At 41.8% G+C, this 21515-nt stretch carries 18 protein-coding genes; 4 read left to right on the forward strand and 14 right to left on the reverse strand.

Translation table 11 applies throughout. The features are described from left to right. Positions 1-7 precede the first annotated feature (7 nt). The 7 genes from ACESMA_RS14645 to purH form a co-directional block, all read right to left on the reverse strand. Positions 8-1306 carry a KamA family radical SAM protein gene (locus tag ACESMA_RS14645; RefSeq protein ID WP_372949595.1) on the reverse strand — a complete coding sequence of 433 codons (1299 nt, stop codon included), beginning with the start codon at positions 1304-1306 and terminating at the stop codon, positions 8-10. 176 nt (positions 1307-1482) lie between these two features. After that, positions 1483-2910 (reverse strand): rod shape-determining protein RodA, encoded by a 1428-nt coding sequence (gene rodA / locus ACESMA_RS14650; protein ID WP_372949596.1) that lies wholly within the window; start codon positions 2908-2910, stop codon positions 1483-1485. Positions 2911-2920: 10 nt separating this feature from the next. Continuing rightward, positions 2921-4729, reverse strand: coding sequence for a penicillin-binding protein 2 (gene mrdA, locus ACESMA_RS14655; protein ID WP_372949597.1), 1809 nt, complete (start codon positions 4727-4729; stop codon positions 2921-2923). A gap of 7 nt (positions 4730-4736) precedes the next feature. Then, a complete protein-coding gene (locus ACESMA_RS14660) occupies positions 4737-5237 on the reverse strand; it encodes a rod shape-determining protein MreD (RefSeq protein ID WP_372949598.1) in 501 nt (166 codons plus the stop codon). Further along, the gene (mreC, locus tag ACESMA_RS14665; RefSeq protein WP_372949599.1) at positions 5221-6066 is read right to left on the reverse strand and encodes a rod shape-determining protein MreC; all 846 of its coding nucleotides are present in this window, start codon (positions 6064-6066) and stop codon (positions 5221-5223) included. The genes ACESMA_RS14660 and mreC overlap by 17 nt, the downstream gene beginning before the upstream one ends. 21 nt (positions 6067-6087) lie before the next feature. Further along, a complete protein-coding gene (locus ACESMA_RS14670; protein WP_372949600.1) occupies positions 6088-7110 on the reverse strand; it encodes a rod shape-determining protein in 1023 nt (340 codons plus the stop codon). A gap of 20 nt (positions 7111-7130) precedes the next feature. Then, the gene (gene purH, locus ACESMA_RS14675; protein ID WP_372949601.1) at positions 7131-8720 is read right to left on the reverse strand and encodes a bifunctional phosphoribosylaminoimidazolecarboxamide formyltransferase/IMP cyclohydrolase; all 1590 of its coding nucleotides are present in this window, start codon (positions 8718-8720) and stop codon (positions 7131-7133) included. Between the two features lie 276 nt (positions 8721-8996). Between purH and ACESMA_RS14680 the strand changes: the two genes are divergently transcribed. Beyond that, complete coding sequence (locus tag ACESMA_RS14680) at positions 8997-10250, forward strand: ABC transporter permease (protein ID WP_372949602.1); 1254 nt, start codon at positions 8997-8999, stop codon at positions 10248-10250. 65 nt (positions 10251-10315) lie between these two features. On the opposite strand, the gene ACESMA_RS14685 is transcribed toward ACESMA_RS14680, so the two are convergent. From ACESMA_RS14685 to rsmA, 5 genes are read right to left on the reverse strand one after another with little or no spacing between them, the layout of a single operon-like run. Further along, the gene (locus ACESMA_RS14685; protein ID WP_372949603.1) at positions 10316-11284 is read right to left on the reverse strand and encodes a succinylglutamate desuccinylase/aspartoacylase family protein; all 969 of its coding nucleotides are present in this window, start codon (positions 11282-11284) and stop codon (positions 10316-10318) included. A gap of 3 nt (positions 11285-11287) precedes the next feature. Continuing rightward, positions 11288-12160, reverse strand: coding sequence for a 30S ribosomal protein S6--L-glutamate ligase (gene rimK / locus ACESMA_RS14690; protein WP_372949604.1), 873 nt, complete (start codon positions 12158-12160; stop codon positions 11288-11290). After that, a complete protein-coding gene (locus tag ACESMA_RS14695; RefSeq protein WP_372949605.1) occupies positions 12157-12633 on the reverse strand; it encodes an ATP-dependent zinc protease in 477 nt (158 codons plus the stop codon). Before ACESMA_RS14695 ends, rimK begins: the two co-directional genes overlap by 4 nt. Positions 12634-12645: 12 nt before the next feature. Further along, a complete protein-coding gene (gene mgtE / locus ACESMA_RS14700) occupies positions 12646-14004 on the reverse strand; it encodes a magnesium transporter (RefSeq protein WP_372949606.1) in 1359 nt (452 codons plus the stop codon). A 13-nt stretch (positions 14005-14017) separates the two neighbouring features. Beyond that, positions 14018-14773, reverse strand: coding sequence for a 16S rRNA (adenine(1518)-N(6)/adenine(1519)-N(6))-dimethyltransferase RsmA (gene rsmA / locus ACESMA_RS14705; RefSeq protein WP_372949607.1), 756 nt, complete (start codon positions 14771-14773; stop codon positions 14018-14020). A 185-nt stretch (positions 14774-14958) separates the two neighbouring features. On the opposite strand from rsmA, the gene ACESMA_RS14710 reads away from it, so the two are divergent. From ACESMA_RS14710 to ACESMA_RS14720, 3 genes are read left to right on the forward strand one after another with little or no spacing between them, the layout of a single operon-like run. Then, positions 14959-15981: a lysylphosphatidylglycerol synthase transmembrane domain-containing protein gene (locus ACESMA_RS14710; RefSeq protein WP_372949608.1), complete on the forward strand. Its 1023-nt coding sequence runs from the start codon at positions 14959-14961 to the stop codon at positions 15979-15981. 19 nt (positions 15982-16000) lie between these two features. Further along, positions 16001-17254, forward strand: coding sequence for an ABC transporter permease (locus ACESMA_RS14715; protein ID WP_372949609.1), 1254 nt, complete (start codon positions 16001-16003; stop codon positions 17252-17254). A gap of 15 nt (positions 17255-17269) precedes the next feature. Further along, positions 17270-17893: an NUDIX hydrolase gene (locus ACESMA_RS14720; RefSeq protein WP_372949610.1), complete on the forward strand. Its 624-nt coding sequence runs from the start codon at positions 17270-17272 to the stop codon at positions 17891-17893. On the opposite strand, the gene ACESMA_RS14725 is transcribed toward ACESMA_RS14720, so the two are convergent. After that, entirely contained in the window at positions 17880-19286 is a 1407-nt protein-coding gene (locus tag ACESMA_RS14725) for a transglycosylase SLT domain-containing protein (RefSeq protein WP_372949611.1), read from the reverse strand. The genes ACESMA_RS14720 and ACESMA_RS14725 overlap by 14 nt on opposite strands. 23 nt (positions 19287-19309) lie before the next feature. After that, positions 19310-21328: a putative porin gene (locus tag ACESMA_RS14730; RefSeq protein ID WP_372949612.1), complete on the reverse strand. Its 2019-nt coding sequence runs from the start codon at positions 21326-21328 to the stop codon at positions 19310-19312. Between the last annotated feature and the right edge of the window lie 187 nt (positions 21329-21515).

Consider the following 21515-nt stretch of genomic DNA (forward strand, 5'->3'; position numbering starts at 1 on the left):
GGTCTGATTAAGCCAGCATCTGGAAATACGAATCTTCAAAAAAGAATTTCGATTCATCAAAAGCAGGTTCCAGGTCATCAATCCAAATGGCATTTGGGTCGTATTTGGCAAAGAAAGGTTTTCCCACCCAGGCGGGGTCCCGGCCTTGCAAAAAGTTAAGCACAAACACCTTCTGCCCTTTTAATTCTGAAACGCCAACAACCTGGATTTTCCCCGGGTCGCAGGACATGCTGGGGCCTTTCACCGTGCGGCAAATTCCACTCACCTGGTTGTATGCATTCCTGAAAATCTGCCACGTTTGGTTCAGTGAAACGGCAAAATAGTCTTGCGAACCTGTATCGCGGGCAATAAACATGTAGTACGGAATAATTCCCATTTTTACCTGCTCTTTCCAGTTTTCGGCCCAAATATCGGCACGAGCATTAATGTGTTGTAACACCGGCGACTGCGAACGGATTTGCACTCCTGCATCAATCAGCCTCTTAACTGCATCTTTTACCGCATCAGTTTTTAATTCTGCCGGGTGGTTAAAATGAGCCATCAAAGCTATATTAATTCCTTTCTTTTTCATTTTTTTGAACAGGCGGAGCAGGTCACCGGCATCGCTGTCGGTAGTAAAACGGTATGGCCAGTAAGCCAAAGATTTGGTGCCAATTCGAATATTTTTAAGGTTGGGAATATCAGCCTCGAGCAGTGCGTTAAAATAGGTTTCAAAAAATCGGGTTTTCATTACGGCCGGATCGCCTCCGGTAAACAGTACATCGGTAATATGCGGATTGGCCTTTACGTATTGCACAAGTGTATCGGCCTCTTTCATTGCAAATTTGAACTCGTTGAGTGCAAATTGTGGCCACCTGAAACAAAATGTGCAATAAGCATGGCAGGTTTGTCCCTGGGTTGGAAAAAAGAGCATGGTTTCGCGGTATTTATGCTGAATGCCGTTGAGTTTTTTTCCTTCGAAAACGGGAACATTGTTTTCCTGACCGGCAGGATTTGGGTTGAGTTTTAACCTGATTTTTCGAACTACCTCCTGCACTTCTTTTTTTGAAGCACCACTTTTTAAAACAGCAGCAACTGCATTAAAACTGGCGTCATCGAGCATTTCTTTCTGTGGAAAATTGAGGATAAAAAACGGATCCTTTTCAAAATTATCCCAGTCAATAAGCTCATCTACCACATAATTGTTGGTCTTAAATGGCAAAACCGATCCTACTACTTCAATATTAAATTTCTGTTCTTCAGTTAAATATTCCATTTGTGGAATAGCTTTGAAGTTATGCAATGCAAAAGATTTATATTCTGTCATAAGCCAATAATTTTATAAAGAACTGCCTGTTCAATCTTTTTTGAGAATGATCCCTCCAGATCATCAGTGACTACCAAAAAATGATGATTTTTTTCAAAGTAGCGCGAAAATACAAAATTCGAAGTTTTTGCGGAAATTAAATCACATGACCTTTGTCAGGTTTTAAACGTGCGCTTTCAATTTGAAAGGTAATCGAGCCTGCTGGCATCAAGCCTCAGGAATATAAAAAGCAGAATGGTAAAAGACCACAGCGAAGAACCTCCATAACTAAAAAATGGAAGCGGAATTCCGATAACCGGCATCAAACCAATGGTCATTCCAATATTTACCATAAAATGAAAAAAGAGGATTACGGCTACAGCATACCCATAAATTCTCGAAAACCCTGAACGTTGCCTTTCGGCCAGTAATACAAGTCTGACCAGCAAAAGCATAAACAGTAAAATAACTACAGAAGTCCCAACAAATCCCCATTCTTCGCCTACCGTACAAAAAATAAAATCGGTACTTTGTTCGGGAACAAAATTAAATTTGGTTTGAGTTCCGTTTAAAAATCCTTTTCCCCAAAAACCACCTGAACCTATGGCAATTTTACTCTGGTTGACATTGTACCCAACCCCCAACGGATCGGACTCAATGCCTAAAAGTTCGTTTATCCGTGCCTGCTGGTAAGGTTCCAGCACATTATTAAAAGCATAATCAACTGTTACTGAAAACAAAACTGAGCCAACAAAAACGAGGGCAACCAGGGCATAACTTTTCAACCGGTGATGTATTCCGTAAATTATTAACCCCAACCCGGACAAAAAAATCATTCCGGCCAGCAATTGTGCAATTCCGAAACCGGAACGGGTAAAATAATTAAGGGCTGTGAGTAACACAAAGGATATAATAAAAAACAGTAGTACCCTGTAAAAATGTTTCATACCTGCATTTACGAAAAGAAAAATCAGCACTGCCAAACCAGCCAGCAGGGCATACAAAACCAAGTCGGACAAAACCAGGGAAAAAATGAAGAGTAATCCGACAAGTGTGGCAAAAAACAATACCACTCCTGAAAGGCCTTCGCGAAACAATACCAGTACAAAAGCAAAATAAACCAGCGCAGAACCGGTATCGTTCTGAAGCAAAATAAGTGTGGCGGGCAGAAAAATAACAGCGCCCATCACAAATAACGATTTAAAGCGCTGAAGTTTAAACCCGAACGAACTCATATATTTGGCAAGAGCCAGTGCTGTGGCAAACTTTCCAAACTCGGCCGGCTGCAGGCCAAAACCACCAAACGAAAGCCACGATTTTGAATTATTCACCTCAGTTCCTGCAAAAAGCACCAAAATAAGCAGCAGAATTACAACCCCGTAAATTATGTAGGAAAAGAAGACATAAAAATTTGTTTCAATCAGTAGGATAATAAATGCAATGAGCAATGCTGCGCCAATCCAGATTAACTGCTTGCCATACCGCTGTGTTATGTCGAAAATACTGTGGTGCTCAGCATCGTAAACAGAAGCATAAATGTTTATCCAGCCAAGCAATACCAGCACCAGATAAACCGCCACAGTCAACCAGTCGATATTAGCCCACAAATTATTCCGTCTTGGCATTTTAATTGGTTTAATTTCTGTTTATTAAATCTATTTCAAGCATCCGGGTTTCCACCCACTTCCGGCTTTCTGCAATGTCTCTTTTCAAATACTTTTCAACCAGCAAACTGGCAATGGGCGCAGCAAAAGTTGACCCAAAACCACTGTTTTCAACATAAACAGAAATGGCAATTTGTGGGTTTTCCCGTGGTGCGAAGGCCATAAAAGCAGCATGATCCTTACCATGTGGATTTTGTACCGTTCCGGTTTTGCCACATATGGTTAATTCTGGTATTCGCATAAAAACCGAAGCATTGGTATTTTCAACTACCATTTGCATTCCGTCAATGATGGGTTCAAAATGTTCGGGAGAAATTTTTGTTTCCACCCTGTTTCTGAATTCCGGACTGATCTCTTGGCCTTCAATGTTTTTTACCGTGTGAGGGATAAAATAATGCCCCCTGTTGGCCATAATGGCTGCATAGTTTGCAAGTTGAAGCGGGGTAATTCCCAGTTCGCCCTGCCCGATTGCAAGTGAACGGATTGTAAGAGCGCGCCATCTCCCTTCTCCAAAATAGCGGTTATAATATTCTACAGAAGGAACATTTCCTTTGTTCTCATTCACTAAATCGGTTCCCAGCTTTTTCCCGAAACCAAAACTATCTACATATTCTTTCCAAAGATTAAAACCCTCGGCCGATGTACTTCTGCTGTTGATTATGGAACGAAAGGTATTCCACATAAACGGATTGCACGACTCACGAATAGCATCCACCACACCAAGCGGCGAAACATGGGAATGGGTACACCTGATTGGAACGGAAGCAGTGCCACTGCATGAAAAGCGGGTATTTAAATCAATACTTCCTTCCTCCAAAGCAATAAGTGCATTCAGCATTTTAAAAGTGGAGCCGGGAGGGTATTCAGCCAGAAGTGCCCGGTTAAAAAGCGGTTTAAGCGAATCGGTAAGCAACATAGCATAGTTTGAACCGCGCACCCTGCCAACCAACATTCCGGGATGGTAGGCCGGAGCACTCACAAGGGCAAGAATTTCACCGGTGGAGGGTTCAATGGCTACCACACTTCCAATTTTGTTTTCCATTAGTTTTTCGGCATACATTTGCAGTTCAATATCCAAAGAAGTTACCATATTATTCCCAACCTGTGCAGGAACATCTTCTTTGCCATCGAGAAAACTTCCCTGAATGCGGTTATGTACATCAACCAGGTATTTTTTAATTCCTTTATCTCCCCGCAACCACTCTTCGTATGTTTTTTCAATTCCACTCACACCAATGTAATCGCCCTGATTGTAATACATGTCCCGGTCCAGGTCGGCCTGGTTTACTTCGCCAACATAGCCCAAAACATGCGCTGCCACAGAATAATTGTATTCGCGCAACGTTCGCGATTGGGTATGAAATCCACGGAAACGGTAAATCCGCTCCTGCAAAATGGCATACGTTTCGGGTGGTATCTGTTTAACAATAATGGAAGGTTTGTACCACGAGTATTCCCTGGCTGTTTTTATTCTTAACTCCAAATCATCTTTGCTAATATCGAGCAGGTTACAAAGATATAGCGTATCGAAGTCTTTAACCTCGCGGGGTGTGACAAGCAAATCGTAGGCAGGCTTATTGTGCACAAGCAGATTTCCATTCCTGTCGTAAATCAATCCGCGTGCAGGGTATTGAATAATTTCGCGCAATACATTGTTAGTGGCAAAAACTTTATAAGTTGGATCAAGCACTTGCAACCTGAACAACCCAATCATAAAAATAATGCCTGTAAGCAAAAAAATGCCAATAATTATATAACTCCGTTTCGAAAAATTATTCACCCTTAACCTACTCCCTAAAAATTAAAAACTGGCTCAAAACTATAACAAAAATGGAAAATACCGAACTTAGCAAGAATCTTAAAAAGGTGGTGAAAAAATGAGAAAATGTAAAATATTCAAGGTAGAAAAGTATAAAATGGTGCCCAAATACCATGATGGCAACGTAAGCTAAAAACCAGGTAAATTTGTTTTGCCGTAATCCGGGATATTCATTCCTGTCTTCTTCGCGGTTTGAAATAGAGCGGATTACAAATGGCCGGACAAATGCAATAAATACTGTTGCAGCCGCATGAATGCCCAAACTGTTTGAAAATACATCAACAGAAAGGCCAAGTAAAAACCCCAAAATCATCAGCAAATATCTTGGCGTGCTAACAGGCAGCAATAAAATAAACAAAATATAAATAAACGGATTTATGTAACCACTAACCTGAACCTGATTAAGAACAAGTACCTGGAAGAGTACCAGAGAAATGAACATTATCCCGTATTTAATCAGTCTGCCCATCTTCCCTTAATTTTTTGTCCAATTCGTCAATCTCATTTCTCAACCTGTTTTCAACCACTTCAACGTGCGAAAGGGATTTAAAATCTACAGATAATCTCACTTGTATGGAATAGTAATTTTCTCCATCCGGCTCAGAAAACCCGGTAACAGTTCCCACAAGAATTCCTTCAGGAAAAATGGAAGAATAACCGCTTGTAACTACTGTGTCGCCAACAGCAACATCTACATGCAAAGGAATTTCGTTAAAATTGGCCATCCGGTAATCAATGCCGTCCCAGATTAAAGAACCGTAGTAGCCGTTTTTTTTCAGTTTGGCTGAAATGCTCCAGCGTTGGTTCAGCACCGACAATCCCATGGAATACGATGCGGAAACCTGCCCAACAACTCCAACAATTCCGCTGGCTGAAATAATTCCCATATCTGGTTTTATGCCGTGCCTGCTTCCTTTGTTCAGCGTAATATAATTAAATGGCCTGTTTACCGAATTACTGATTATTTCTGCAGGAATAAACCGGTAAACCGAATCTGATTCAGGCAGATTCAGAAAAATACTATCAGTATTGGCAATAAATTCCGGTTGATTTTCAAGTAACATTCTGAGCCGGGCATTTTCCTGTGCAAGTTCCCGGTTAATTTTCGTCAATCCAAAATAACCGGTAACCGACTGGTAAATCGCATAAACTTTCCCGGTTACCCGGTTTGCCGAATTCAGGTAAGTTGCCTTTTGAAAACTGTTGTAATTAAAAACCATTGCCAGAGCAAGAGTTTCCAACAGAATAAAAAGCACAAAAGCATGGTTTTTCAGCAAATACCTGATTAGGCTCCTCATATTTCAAAAATATCCTGAATATTATCTGATCAGGAATGAAAATTTATCTACATTCTTTAAAGCAATTCCGGTTCCGCGCACCACTGCCCGCAAAGGATCTTCAGCCACCCTGAAAGGAATACCAATTTTATCGGTTAATCTTTTATCGAGGCCTTTAAGCAACGCGCCACCACCGGCCAGCCAAATTCCTTTGGTTACAATATCGGCATAAAGTTCGGGTGGAGTTTGCTCAAGTGCAGCCAAAACTGCCGTTTCAATTTTGGAAATGGATTTCTCGAGGCAATGCGCAATTTCCTGGTAGGAAACAGGCACCTCAATGGGAAGCGCTGTCATTTGGTTTGGCCCCTGAACAATAAAATCCGGTGGCGGGTCTTTCAGTTGCGAAAGCGCCGAACCCACATGAATTTTAATTTCTTCGGCAGTTCGTTCACCAATTTTAATGTTGTGCTGGTGACGCATGTATTCCATAATGTCGGAAGTCAAATCGTCGCCGGCAATGCGAATGGATTTGTTGGTTACAATTCCACCCAGCGAAATAACGGCAATTTCGGTAGTTCCACCGCCAATATCAACCACCATATTTCCTTCGGGAGCTTCCACATCCAAACCAATACCAATGGCGGCTGCAAGTGGTTCGTAAATCATGTAAACCTCGCGTCCGCCTGCATGTTCTGCCGAATCGCGCACTGCACGAACTTCCACTTCGGTACTGCCCGACGGGATACAAATAACCATTTTCAAAGCCGGCGAAAACATCCGTGGCTTCTGATTGATCATTTTTATCATGCCCCTGATCATTTGTTCCGCTGCGTTAAAATCGGCAATTACACCATCGCGCAATGGCCTGATGGTTTTCAGGTTAGCATGGGTTTTCCCTTGCATTTGCCGGGCTTTTTCTCCAATAGCCACCATTTTTTCGGTTTTCAAATCGATGGCAACAATGGAGGGTTCATCCACCACAATTTTGTCGTTGTGGATGATTATTGTATTGGCTGTTCCCAGGTCAATGGCAATTTCCTGAGTTAAAAACGAAAATAATCCCATCTTCTGTAATTAATTAAATATCAATGTTTAAAATGTCTTCTTCCGGTAAATACCATGGCAATGCCAAATTCGTTGCAGGCGTCAATTACTTCCTGATCGCGAATGCTTCCACCCGGTTCCACAATGTATTTCACGCCGTATTCGTTGGCTGTTTCAATGCTGTCGCGGAACGGAAAAAATGCATCGGAAATAAGCACCGATTCTTCCAGTTTAACGCCTTCCTTCATATTGAACCGTGGCATGGTTAAATGGCGTAAACTGTCGAGCCGGTTGGGTTGCCCCATTCCTGCGCCGGTAAGCCAAAATGCCCCGTTTTCTTTTTGTGTTACAATGGCAATGGCATTGCTTTTTAAGTGTTTGCAAGCAGTTACACCAAATTTGGCCAAATTTATCTTTTCTGAACCGAATTCTTTTTGCGTCACTTTTTCAAATTGGGTGTCCATTCCTTCGTCTTCATCCTGAACGAGCATTCCTCCGCTAACAGAACGGTACAATTTCTCATTTGTTATTTCGGGTTTTACCGGTGAAACCAGCAGGCGAAGGTTCTTCCTCTTTCCAAAAACTTCCAGCGCTTCTTCTGTAAATTCAGGAGCAATTACAATTTCCACGAACTTACTGCCGAACCATTCAGCAACTTCCTTCGTAACTGTTTCGGTAAAACAAATGATACTGCCAAATGCGCTGATGGGATCACCTGCCCAGGCCAGTTCGAGCGATTCCAGCATATTTCCGGTAACTGCAAGCCCACAAGGATTAAGGTGTTTAATTACTGAAACCGCCACCTTGTTTTCGATATGTGTAACCGAATGAAATGCATCGCTGGCAGCTTTCCATGCGGCATCAGCATCGAGCATGTTGTTGTATGAAAGCGCCTTTCCCTGAAGCACCTGCGCGTTGGCCAGTGTTACTTCAGAAGGAACATTATTGAATTTGTAAAAAGTAGCTTTTTGATGTGGATTTTCTCCGTAACGGAGAACCTGCCCGTTATTCAGACTGATTCGTTCTGCATCGCTTCCCTCATCGTTAAAATAGCTGAAAATGGCAGCATCGTAGTGCGATGAAACCGAAAAAGCTTTTCCGGCAAACCACTTGCGATCTTCCTGCGAAAACTCACCGTTTTTTTCATTCAGTAAATCCAACAGGGATTGATATTCATTTTGGGAGGGAACAATCACCACATCTTTAAAATTTTTGGCTGCCGCCCTGATGAGCGAAATACCACCAATATCAATTTTTTCAATGATTTCCTGTTCCGAAGCCCCCGAAGCAACGGTGCTTTCAAACGGGTACAAATCCACAATCACCAAATCAATTTCCGGGATGGCGTACTCCGTTAGCTGGCTCACATCGCCCTGATTATCACGGCGCGAAAGTATGCCACCAAAAATTTTCGGGTGAAGGGTTTTAACACGGCCTCCCAAAATGGAAGGATAACCGGTGAGGCTTTCAACCGAGGTTACCTGAATACCCAGCGATTCAATAAAACTTTTGGTTCCGCCGGTGCTGATTAATTGAACACCTAATTCATTTAAGCGTTTTATAATCCCATCGAGATTTTCTTTGTGGTAAACCGAAACAAGGGCGGTCTTAATTTTTTTATTATCAGCCATTTATTTCTTTTTTCAAATTCGTTTGCAAAGATAGAAAAATCAAAGCATTTAGCGTTATCCAACAAAATTTTATCTGATGAATGAAACGAGCATGAGTAAGTCTTTGCACATAAAAGAATGATTATTATTATGCAAGTTCCATCTGTTACCTTAAAAAATAAACAATTACAAACAGATGAAAAATAGAAAGTTTATTTTCCTAATCAAAGCGTAAAATGTAATCATTAAGAAAAATTAACACTAATAGTTGAAAGAATAATTTGAATGAAATAGTAAATGTTGCTGACAAGACTGATATTTGAAAGTTTCTCCTTTGCTTTTAATGCATTAAAGGCAAACAGGTTACGAACATTCCTGTCGTTACTTGGAATTACAATTGGCATTTTTGCTATTATTTCGGTTTTTACTGTCATCGACTCGCTTGAACGTTACATTCGGGAAAGCCTGAATGCACTGGGCAGCAACATGGTTTACATTCAGAAATGGCCGTGGGCACCGCCCGAGGGGGAAACCGAATACCCCTGGTGGAAATACCTGAACCGCCCTGTTCCGCAAATAGAAGATGTGGATGAAATTATGCGGCGGGGTTCATCTTTCCAAAGTGCTGCCTTTTTTTACGGATTCAACCGTACGGCACAATATGCAAGCAACCAGTTGGACAATGCAACGGTATTGGCAACAACCTATGATTTGATTGATGTTTGGAACCTGGAACTTTCCGATGGCCGCTATTTTACGGAAAGTGAAATGCAGTCGGGTGCACCGTTAACGCTAATTGGAGCGGTAATTGCCGAAAAACTTTTTCCCGGGCAAAATCCCGTTGGAGAATTTATTAAAATTCAGGGATTCCGGTTTCAGGTGATTGGCGTTTACGAGAAAACCGGCCAGGATATGTTCGGTACCAGCATGGACAATTACATTCACATCAGCGTCATCAAATCGTTTTATATGCTCGATGTACGAAACCGAGACATGAACCAAAGCATTTGTGTGAAAGCCAAACCCAGTATCGATCAGGGGAGGTTTATTGCTGAACTGGAAGGCGTTATGCGAAGCATCAGGCGACTGAAACCCCTGGAAGAGAACAATTTTGCCATGAACGAAGTGAGTTTGATTTCAAACCAGTTCGATCAGTTTTTTATTGTGTTTAACATGGCCGGATGGATAATTGGCGGGTTTTCCATAATTGTAGGCGGTTTCGGCATTGCCAACATTATGTTTGTTTCGGTAAAGGAACGCACTAAAATTATCGGAATTCAAAAATCGCTTGGCGCCAAAAAATATTTCATATTGCTGCAATTTATTTTTGAAGCGGTTGTGCTTTCAATAATAGGAGGTATTGTAGGACTAATTCTGATTTTCATAGGAACCGTGATTGTAAGTTACGCTACTGAATTCACCATCATTTTAACGGCAGGCAACATTGTTACCGGGCTGATGATTTCCAGTGTAATTGGTTTTATTGCAGGACTGATGCCGGCCAGAGCAGCATCAAGGTTGAATCCAGTGGAGGCGATGAATTCGGTGTAAATCAGAGCAAGTTATACCATGAGTCATACCATGACTCAAAGTCATAGTATGACAGCGGAACTGATTTAAACCACTCCCAAATGCAGCAGCGCATCGCCTTTATAAACCACCGGCGCGTGGTTCAGCCCGATGATGTAACCCGAATGCGGAATTTTTACCTTAAACTCATATTTTCCGTACGGATCGGAAATGGTGCCCATTACCTGCCCTTTTTCCACCTTGGAACCGTCTTTCACAAAAAACCGGAACAGACCGCCCTGCCTTGCCCGAATCCAGGTTGATTCTTTGATGATGACCGGTGGCTGAATACCATTTGCCTGAATTTCTGCCGAAAAATCGCGCATGCCCAAATGCTGCATTACCCGCATTGTTCCGAAAACACCGCGGTTGGTAATCCGCTGGTTAAAATCATGCGACTTACCTCCCTCGAAAAGCATCACTTTTTTTCCATTTTTTGAGGCAGCCTCGCGGAACGATTTATCGCGTTGGGTAGCATATACAATAAACCGCGGATTAAACACTTTGGCCAGTTGCAACAACTCTTCATTGCCTTTTGAAACACGAATTTGCGAAGAGTTAAACCGGCGTGCACCTCCGGTATGAAAATCGATACAATAATCCACATGCGGCAAAATTTCGTTCATCAGGTGATGGGCAAAAATACTTGCCAGTGAACCTTTTTGGGAACCAGGAAAAGCGCGGTTCAGATCTTTTCCATCCGGAAATTCGCGGGTTTGGTTGATGAACCCGAAAATATTAACCGTGGGAATGGAAATCACCATTCCGGCATGGGGTCGGGTATATTTTTTGGCCAGCAGTTCACGCACAATTTCCACACCGTTCAGCTCATTACCGTGAATTCCGGCTGTGAGCAGTAAAACCGGCCCGTCGGTTTTTGCACGTTCCACAACAACCGGCACTTCAAGTTTGGTGTAGGTATGCAGGCGGGCAATGTCGAGATTCAGATATTTTTTCCTACCAGGAATTATTTCCTCTCCCAGAATGGTAATCGTTTTATGATTTTTCTTTCTCATGGGTTATACATGGCGCTCAACGTAACGAATGATTGTTTTGGCAATATTTTTTCCTGTAGCCTTTTCAATTCCCTCTAAACCTGGCGATGAATTTACTTCGAGAATTAGAGGTCCGTTTTTTGATTGCAGCATATCCACACCGCAAATTCCCAGTCCCATAACACGCGCGGCTTTCAAAGCTGCGTTTTCCTCTTCTTCGTTCAAATCAATCACCTCGGCAGTGCCACCCCGGTGCAGGTTAGAGCGGAATTCGCCCTTTTTTGCCTGCCGTTTCATGGCGCCCACCACCACACCGTCCACCACAAATGCACGAATATCTGCGCCTTTGGCTTCTTCAATAAATTCCTGAACAATTACCCTAACTTTGAGTCCGTTAAAAGCATCAATTACCGATTCGGCAGCATTATCGGTTTCGGCCAAAACCACGCCCAAACCCTGAGTACCTTCGAGCAGTTTTACCACAACCGGCGCACCGCCTGCCGCCTGAACTATTTCTTTAACATTTCGGGAATAGTTGGTAAAAACAGTTTTGGGAAGTCCAAGACCGGCACGGGAAAGAATTTGCAGGCTGCGCAGTTTTTCGCGCGACCGCAACAGAGCCTGTGATTCAATGGCCGAGAAAACCTTCATCATTTCGAATTGGCGGACTACGGCAGTTCCGTAAAAAGTTACCGAAGCGCCAATTCGCGGAATAACTGCATCAACACTGTCGAGTATTTTGCCCTTATATATAATAACCGGTTTACGTTTTTCAATAATCAGGTCGCATTTGGTGTGGTCAATCACCAGCATTTCGTGTTTGCGATGAATACCAGCCTCAACCAGTCTTCGGGTTGAATATAAATTTGGATTACGGGAAAGTATTACAATTTTCATTTTAATTTCGATTCTTGATTTATTCTCGCTTTTAAAAAATGGCCCGCAAAGGAAAGATTTTTTCGCGAAGTGTCGATAAAAAACTTTTTCGAAATAAATTTTCTTCCAAGCAGCACCGGATGTCTCATGTCGGTTCGCTCGGTTAGTGTAAGTTCTATGGAATATTCCTTTTCAAACAACAAAATATCGGTTTTAATGGAGATGCGTTCTTCCACCTGCCCGTTGGAGCTTTTAACCCGGCGAATTTTAAACACATCAAAAATAAATTCCTTTTCGTGGTACATGCGATGATCCGGATCGAGAAAGGAACATCTTACTTTTTCTTTTCCGTTTTGTGTGAATTGTTCAATTTGATGGCAGTGAAAACTGGAAGTATATGCGCCGGAATCGATCTTCACTTCAATTCCTTCCAACTCGAGCTGGGGAAAATCTGCTTTGTCTTTCCGACCTATGATAATACGTTCCTTGTTCAAAACCAATTCTTTTTATAAAAATTCGAAAAACATTTTTCCTACTCCAAAATAAATAAACAATCCCAAAACATCATTCATTGTTGTAATAAACGGGCCGGTTGCCAGTGCCGGATCGATTTTAAAGCGGTTTAATATCAGCGGTATCAAAGTTCCGAAAAATGATGCATAAAGCATAACAATAAACAGAGAAATGGAAACAGAAAGTGTGAGGTTAATATTTCCCTGCACAAAATAATTGTACAAAAAAATGAGAATGGCAAAAATGGAAGCCGTGGCAAAGGCCACCAACAATTCTTTCAAAAGGCGTTTTCCGGTGGTGCTCACATCTTTTACCCCGCTGGCAATACTTTGTACAACAATTGATGAAGATTGTACTCCTACATTCCCGGCCATTGCGGCAATTAGCGGTATAAAAAAGGCCAGCTCGGTTACGTGACTGATTTCCGCTTCGTAATTTCCGAGAACCAATGCGCCCATTATTCCACCAATTAAGCCTATTAATAACCACGGAAATCGCGCACGAATCAGTTCCCAGGGTTTATCGTCAGGTTCCACATCGCCGGTAATACCCGAAATCATCTGGTAGTCGCGTTCAGCTTCTTCACGCACAAAGTCGATTACGTCGTCGAAAGTGATTCTCCCTTTCAACCGGCCAATGTCGTCAACCACCGGAATGGCCACCAGGTCGTATTTATCCATTATTTCGGCCACCTCTTCCTGGCGGGTATTTGTTCTCACACTTTTTACGTCGGGTTCGTATAAATTGGAAATTTTGGTGTTGGTGGAGTTCAGAATCAGCTTTTTCAGGGAAAGCACACCTTTCAATCGTTGCTGGTCGTCGGTAACATAGATGTAGTAAATTTCATCCACCTCTTCTGCCTGCCTGCTTATTTCCTTTAAACAAGTGGCCACAGTCCAGTTTTCGTTCACCGAAACCAATTCCTTGGCCATAATACCACCGGCAGAATCCTCTTCGTATTCCAGCAAATCCACAATATCGCCGGCCTGCTCGGTGTCCTCAATTTCTTTGAGCACCTCCTGCTTTTGTTCTTCATCGAGATCAGCCAAAACGTCGGCAGCATCATCGGAGTCCATGTACTCGATAAATTTGCTGGCAATCAGTTCGGATGGTAAAACTCTAAGGAAACGTTTCCGTTCATTTTCAGGTATTTCAATGAGTACGTCGGAAGCTTTTTCGCCTTCCAGCAGCAAGTAAAGGTATTTGGCCTCGTCCATGGTCAAATCGTCCATCACCTCGGCAATATCGGCCGGGTGAAGCGGTTCCATGGTAGCTTTCAGTTCTTCTGCATTTTTTCCTTCGATCAGATCTTTTAATCTGTCAATATATTCTCGTGTAATTTCAAATTCCATAGTCTGAATTTTTTCAGATTTCAACCATTTTTGTCAGCCGGATAAAATCGGCAACAGAAAGTTGCTCGGGCCGTTTATCGGCAAATTGCTCCGGGATTTCCAGTTCCAGCTCACCCAGGGAATTCCGGAGCATTTTTCGTCGTTTGTTAAAAGCCGCTTTTACAATTCTGAAGAACAACTCTTCGTTGCAGGGCAGCTTTTCAAGCGGATAACGACGCAGCCTGATAACGGCCGATTTTACTTTCGGGGGAGGGATAAAAACCTGCTCAGAAACGGTAAATAAATATTCAATATCGTAAAAAGCGCCAAGCAGCACACTTAAAATTCCATACGTTTTGCTACCGTGAGGGGCACTTAATCGCTCTGCCACTTCTTTTTGCACCATGCAAACAACTTCTGGAACGCGGTTTCGCCAGGTCAAAATCCGAAAAAAGATTTGTGAAGATATGTTGTATGGAAAATTTCCGATAATGCTGAAAAGTTGGGGCAATTCGGCAGCATTCCATTTTAAAAAGTCGCAGGAATAAATTTTATTATTCAGCTCAGGAAAATGATTTTGAAGATATTCCACCGATTCAGTATCGATTTCAACTACATGAAGATTAAAACCGGGGCGTTGCAATAAAAATGCAGTTAATACTCCCATTCCCGGCCCCACTTCCAATACATTGGGAACGGTGGCGCCCAGGCTGTCAACAATTTTCCGGGCTATATTCCGGTCTTTCAGAAAATGCTGACCTAACTTTTTTTTGGGCCTGACCATATTCATTACACTCCGATTCGCTCATTTCCGGGTTTCCTTCTAAAAACTGCTTTTAACGTAAAAAACCAAACAAATTTATATTTTTGTCAGCTACAAAACAGCCGAAACTGTCCCTTATTTTTCGCAACCCGAAATTAATAAAATTCAGGAAATATAAAATTGGATGGGCAATTTGGCGTAAAAAGTTAATATTGAAAAAGATAGTTTTAAAAATCATTAATTTTCTGGCTTTTTTTGCCATTGGTGCATTTATATTCTGGTTAATATATAAAGATCAGGACATCGAGCACATGAAATCGGTTCTGAAAAATGATGTAAATTACTTCTGGATTTTTATCTCGCTTTGCATTGGCTTAATCAGTCACATCAGCCGTACCATACGTTGGGGATTAATGATTGAACCCATCAGTCACAAACCACGGTTTATCAACACTTTTCTGGCCGTAATGGTGGGCTACCTTATGAACATGGCTTTTCCACGCATGGGAGAACTTTCACGTTGCGGAGTACTGTCGCGTTATGAAAAGGTTTCGTTTACCAAGCTGCTGGGGACTGTTGTTGCCGAACGTGCTGTTGATATGGTTTCGCTGCTCGTGTTGCTTGTGATTGTCATTTTTTCCCAATTCGGTCACATGCTGCGTTTTTTGGGAGAAAATCCGGAAATTAAAACAAAGCTCCTGGCGCTGATTACATCGCCCATATTAATTCTTGGTCTGGTCGCCCTTTTCATTCTGGCCTATATTTTCAGAAAAACATTGCAACATACGTTATTCTACAAAAAGGTTTTTACCATTTTAATGAACCTGAAAGAAGGTTTCATTTCCATCCGCTCAATCGATAAAAAAGGGTGGTTCATTTTCCATTCGGTGGCCATTTGGTTATTGTATTACCTAATGCTCTATTCCGTATTTTTTGCATTCGATTTTACCAGCCACCTGGGCCTGATAGCCGGGCTCACCACCTTTGTTTTTGCCAGCTTTGGCATGGTGGCTCCGGTACAGGGTGGAATTGGCGCCTGGCATTTTATGGCCATCGAGGCACTGGCACTTTACGGTATTGCCAAAGCAAACGGTGTAATTTTTGCCTTTGTAGCCCATGGCAGTATGACCGGGATGATAATCGTTATCGGAATAATTTCGGTACTTATTTTACCGTTTATAAATCGGAGAAAACTGGTGTCGCCTGAGCCGGTGACCACAGAGGAAATAAATTAACCAGGTTATTTACCTGAATATGAATACAGAACTTTTCATTTCGCGCAGGTTATTTTTCGAAAAAAGCAATAAAAAGTTTTTGTCGCAGAAAATTATACGCATTGCCCTTGTGGGAATTGCGCTGGGACTTGCCGTAATGATTATTTCCGTTGCTGTGGTAACCGGTTTTAAAAATGAAATCCGAAACAAAGTTATCGGATTCGGATCACACATTCAGGTGGTGAATTTCGACTCGAACAACTCATTCGAAACCCGGCCTGTTTCACAAAAACAACCTTTTCTGGATGAACTAAAAACGCTCGACGGAGTGAGCCAGGTGCAGGTTTTTGCAACCAAACCCGGCATGATTAAAACCGACGAATACATTCAGGGAATTGTTCTCAAGGGAGTTGATTCGGGTTACGACTGGAGTTTTTTCAGCAAAAATCTGACAGATGGAAACCTTCCGGGTATTAACGATTCAGTGAGATCAGAAGAAATTCTGATTTCTGACCAGGTATCCAAATTGCTTGAGGTTTCTGTTGGCGACCGCGTTGTACTTTATTTTATAAACGAAGATGAAAGCAATCCGCGCATGTTGCAACTTACCATTTGCGGATTGTACAATACGGGCATGGAGGAATTCGACAACCTTTTTGTGCTGGGCGATTTGCAGCAGGTGCAGCGGCTCAACAACTGGCAGCCCGACCAGATAAGCGGTTTTGAAGTGGTCATTTCCGATTTCTTCAGAATTGATGAAATTGAACAGGACGTTCGAAACACAGTGCTCGATTACAGTATTGAAAACGATGCCATTTTGCGCACTACCAACATTACCCGTGAGTATCCGCAAATTTTCGACTGGCTTTCCATTCTCGACATGAACGTGTGGATTATTCTTTTTCTGATGGCAGTGGTTGCCGGATTCAACATGATTTCCGGATTGCTGGTTCTCATTCTTGAACGCAGCAAAATGATTGGCGTACTAAAAGCCCTCGGAAGCCCCAACTGGAGCATCCGCAAGGTTTTTCTGTACCTGTCGGTTTTTCTGACCTCGCGCGGAATGATTTGGGGAAATGCCATTGGAATTGGGTTTATTGTGGTGCAAAACTATTTTGAAGTACTTAAACTCAATCCAACCACCTATTATGTCGATGTGGTGCCGGTTAATTTTTCATTGCTTTATATTATTCTTTTAAACCTAGGAACCATTGTGGCCACAACACTAATGCTTGTGGTTCCCAGTTACCTGGTAAGCAAAATTTCACCCGAAAAAACCATTCGGTTCGATTAATTTTTAAAAACGTTTATGCCCATTTCGAAAAAAGAGATAAAAAAAGCACTTGCCGGAAATTTACGCGGAATAGTATCTCACCAAAAAATGATGCCTCCAAACCGGAAACTCCGCGCTGCCGACAGCGACAAAAAACGGCTGAAACCCAGCAGCGTGTTGCTTTTGCTTTTTTCTGAAGGCGATGAACTATTCGTTTGCCTCATAAAACGGCCTGCAAACATGAAACACCATGCAGGCCAGGTTGCGCTTCCGGGCGGAAGGCATGAACCCGGAGAAACGCCCCTGGAAACCGCCATGCGAGAAACCTGGGAGGAAATTGGTGTAACTGCCGACAAAATTGAAATATTGGGCTCATTGTCCGAATTATTTGTAGATGTAAGTGGATTTCTTATTCACCCTTTTGTAGGATGGCTGGCCCAAAAACCTACCTTTAAAACCAATCCTGCTGAAGTGGAGAAAACCATCCTGTTTCCATTATTAAAGTTCCTGAATAACCTGGACGAAACCGAATTGGAAACGGTTTCCGGAAAATTGAAAGTACCCTGTTTTCATTTTGAAGGTGAAATTATCTGGGGCGCCACGGCGATGATTTTGGCTGAGTTTTATGATGCCATAGAAGATGGACTTACTCCGGAATAAGATTTCGGTAATGCTCATAATTTCCAATTACCCGGTAAACGAAATTGTACGCTTCCTCTCCCCTTGCGTAGCCCCATTTTACCACCGGGTCTTTAAAATAGGTTTCCGAAGATTTGTTTCTGAGGTAATAATCCACATTATTTTCCCAAACATGGCTGTTTTTGCCGTTCTTTTTGGCCAGCCTTTGAGCATCTTTCACGTGTCCCAGACCAATGTTGTATGAGGCCAAAACAAGTTTTATCCGGTTTGTTGAATCGGGAATAGTAGAACTGAACTGTTCATCCAGCCAATTTAGCAATAAAATACCTCCTTCAATATTTTGTCGGGGGTCTAAAATGCTATCTACACCCAGCGATTCAGCAGTGGCTGGCATAAGTTGCATCAGACCGTAAGCACCGCCCCATGATTCAGCCTCGGGGTCAAAACGCGATTCGTGATACATAATGGATGAAATCAGCCGCCAGTCCCAGCCATGTTTTGCGGCCAGTTCTTTTACAATGGGATCATATACAGATATTTTTCCGCCCGATATGCTGTGAAAGCCACTGTTGAAGCGCCCCGCTGTTCGCGGGCTTTCAAAATACTGATTGTAAATCTGACGGTATTCGCTGGTTTTTTTAAATTGAACAATCCATCTGTCGAGGAATTCTTTCCAATCGTGAGCATCTTTTTTAACCGCCCAGGCAATATTCTGCGGAAAACTTATTTTCAGCGAAACATCCAGATTTGGATAATAGGATTGGTTGAGCAGGGCCACATTCTCGTCGCAAACCGTATAGTTAATTTCACCTCGGGCAACCATGGCCACCAATTGTTCCACTCCGTTCACCGAGTCTTCCACAATTTCAATGGGTTGACCTATTTCTTCTGACAGATGAGCCAATCTTCTGTAATAAGTTGTATTCTGCTGAACATGGATTTTTTTCCCGGCCAGTTCCAATGTTGAATTCAGGAATACCGAGTCGGGGTTTTGCTTTGAAACTTTTCGCTGTACGATAACCTGTCTCGTTTGTTTCAGGGGTTTGGTAAAAGCAATTTCCTGTTTTCTGGCCCGGGTTACCGTAAGGTTTTTGGCCACCAAATCGAAACGTCCGGTATTCAGGCCTTCGAAAGTTTCGGCCATATTATTACTTACTGTAATCTCGGGTTTTACTTCCAAATCTTCGCATAATGCAAGTATAAGTTCATATTGGTAACCCATTGGTTTTCCACGATATACAAAATAGTTGGTAGAGTTATAATCGATTACAACCTTTAAAATACCGGTTTCCTGAATTCGCTTAAGAACAGACAATTCATCTTTTTCTTTTTCTTTGCGCTGCTTGTTTTTTTCTCCTCCGCAAGCAGAAAGCAACACAACAAGAACAAAAAGAAAAGCAATTTTTACTTGCAATTTATATTTTCCCCACCAGTTCATTAGTCGTAAAATGCCCATGCAACGCCAAACCTGAATGTCATACGGTTCATGGGGTAACCCGGAGTTGTGTAGTACTCTTTATTTATAAATTCAGTACCAACATTCATCATTTTAAAAAACAACCTGGTACGCTTTAGGCGCAGGTTTGCGTATGCATCAATATAAGGAAAATCGCCCAGTTTTGTTTCGTTTTGCAAATAAAACAGTCCGGTTGACGGATGATAAGCATCGGCATAATAGGCTGTGTTGTACCTAACATCGAAACCAACCTGTGTAAAAAGCACTTTGGAAATTACAAACTTAAAATATGTTGAAACAAAGCCTGAAAAATCGGGAAGATGCAAAATATCTTCATTGGATGGTTTTTGCCAAAGCAACCTTGTTCTGAAATGCAGATTTCTAAAATTAAAATCTTTATCGGCAAAGGCAGACAAAACCAGCAATTGTCCGCCAAATTGTGAAGGAATTCCTTCCGTGTTGTTGTAAATGAAGTTATTTATAAGGGCATAATTGGCACTTAGTTCTATTTTTCTCCGGGGAATTTTAAGTGTTCCGTTAACTGTCATTCGTTGTTCCATTTTCAAATCTTCGTTCCACCGAATTCGGTTCGAATAAAATTCCTCCTGAAAATAGTGGGGCATCAGGTTTTCAATACTTCCTCTAATTCTGAGTGATGCCAGGGAATCTCTCAAAAATGTAAATGGTTTGGAAATGTTTCCGTTGATTTCAGTTTGTCCGACATTTCGACCTAAAAGATATATTCGTCCATCGAAATTCCAGGTCCAAAATTTTCCTGTTTCTCTAAAAATTCCCCCGCCAACATAAACATTGGAATATCTTTTAGTGGTTGGTTGGAAAGTTCCAAACTCAAGACCGGGCATAGTTGCTTTTGTAAACTCTTGTCCCAGAAAAACCCGTTTGCCAAAACTGGTTTTCCGTTCAGGATTTTCGTATTGCTTTAATTGAACAACGTTTCTTATCTGAAAAAAACGAATAGAATCTTTAATATAATCCTGACCATAATAGGCATGTTGGAAAAAAGTATTGGTGGTATCCTCTTCATCAAAATATTCTTTACTATGATTTTGATATTCAAACGAATATATAATTCCGGCAAATGGTTTAAATTCCTGTACTGTAATCGGTTCTGCCTCTTCCTCGTCTTCTTCCAGCAAAATTTCCCGTTCAATAATAATTTCGTCAAACCGGCCAAACCGATATTCACCGGTAGCAAAAAAATAGTTACTGCCAAATTCAGAACGAACCGAAGTAAGGTTCACATCCAGAAAATCGGTATCTGGTTCTTCCATTAAATTTGCATCTTTGTCTAAACCACCGTTTTCGTTGTTCAAAATACTATTGCTGATGAATCCTCCGTGAAAACTTAACCGATCTTTATTGTAACTTGAATACAGCGTAACAAAATTATTTTTGGTTTCCTGATTTTTATACTGCCCGGCAGACCGTGCCTGATCGAACCGGAAAGTAAAATTCCACCATGGACTGACATTTTGGGAATGCAGCACATTAAAACGGGTTTCATTCTTGCGTGTTCTGTGTTCACTTTGGGTAAAATCCAGGAGAGTATAAGGTGTTCGGGTATTGTAATATTGTATGGATTGCGGTGTTAGCAAATAAGCTTCTCTGGTTTGAAGGAAATAAAAATCCAAATTGGATTTACGGTTGAAAAAATTATTATCGAGATAGGGAGTAGCATAATTCCCAACATAAGTAGCTGTAACAGTATTTTTAAAAACAGGATGGTATAGATGAAAGTAGTCCTGAAGGGTATCTAATTTTGTGGAATCTTTAAATGCGCCAAAACCGTCGAGGTACCATAATTTAATTCCGGGCTCCAATTGTTTTTGAGGTGATCCGGTTTCTCGCTGATTTTGTATATCGGGCAGATTTTGTGAACCATCTGCTCCCCTTAATTGAGGCCTTGTTTGTGCAAAAGCCAGCACTGGAAAAAAAATCCAGATTATATATAGAATTTTTATAAAACGTATTTTGTGCATATCGTAGTGCAAAAGCAGAACAAAACTAAAAAAAGCAGGCAAACGAAATAAATAACTTCAATACTTTTCAGGAAAATTAACAGGATTTACCAATAAAAAAGCCCATGCTCAGATGAACACGGGCTTTGGATAAATCCGGCAGCGGCCTACTCTCCCACTTTTACGCAGTACCATCGGCGCTGGCGGG

It is taken from the genome of Mariniphaga sp. (assembly GCF_041687215.1).
Classification (GTDB): Bacteria; Bacteroidota; Bacteroidia; order Bacteroidales; family Prolixibacteraceae; genus Mariniphaga.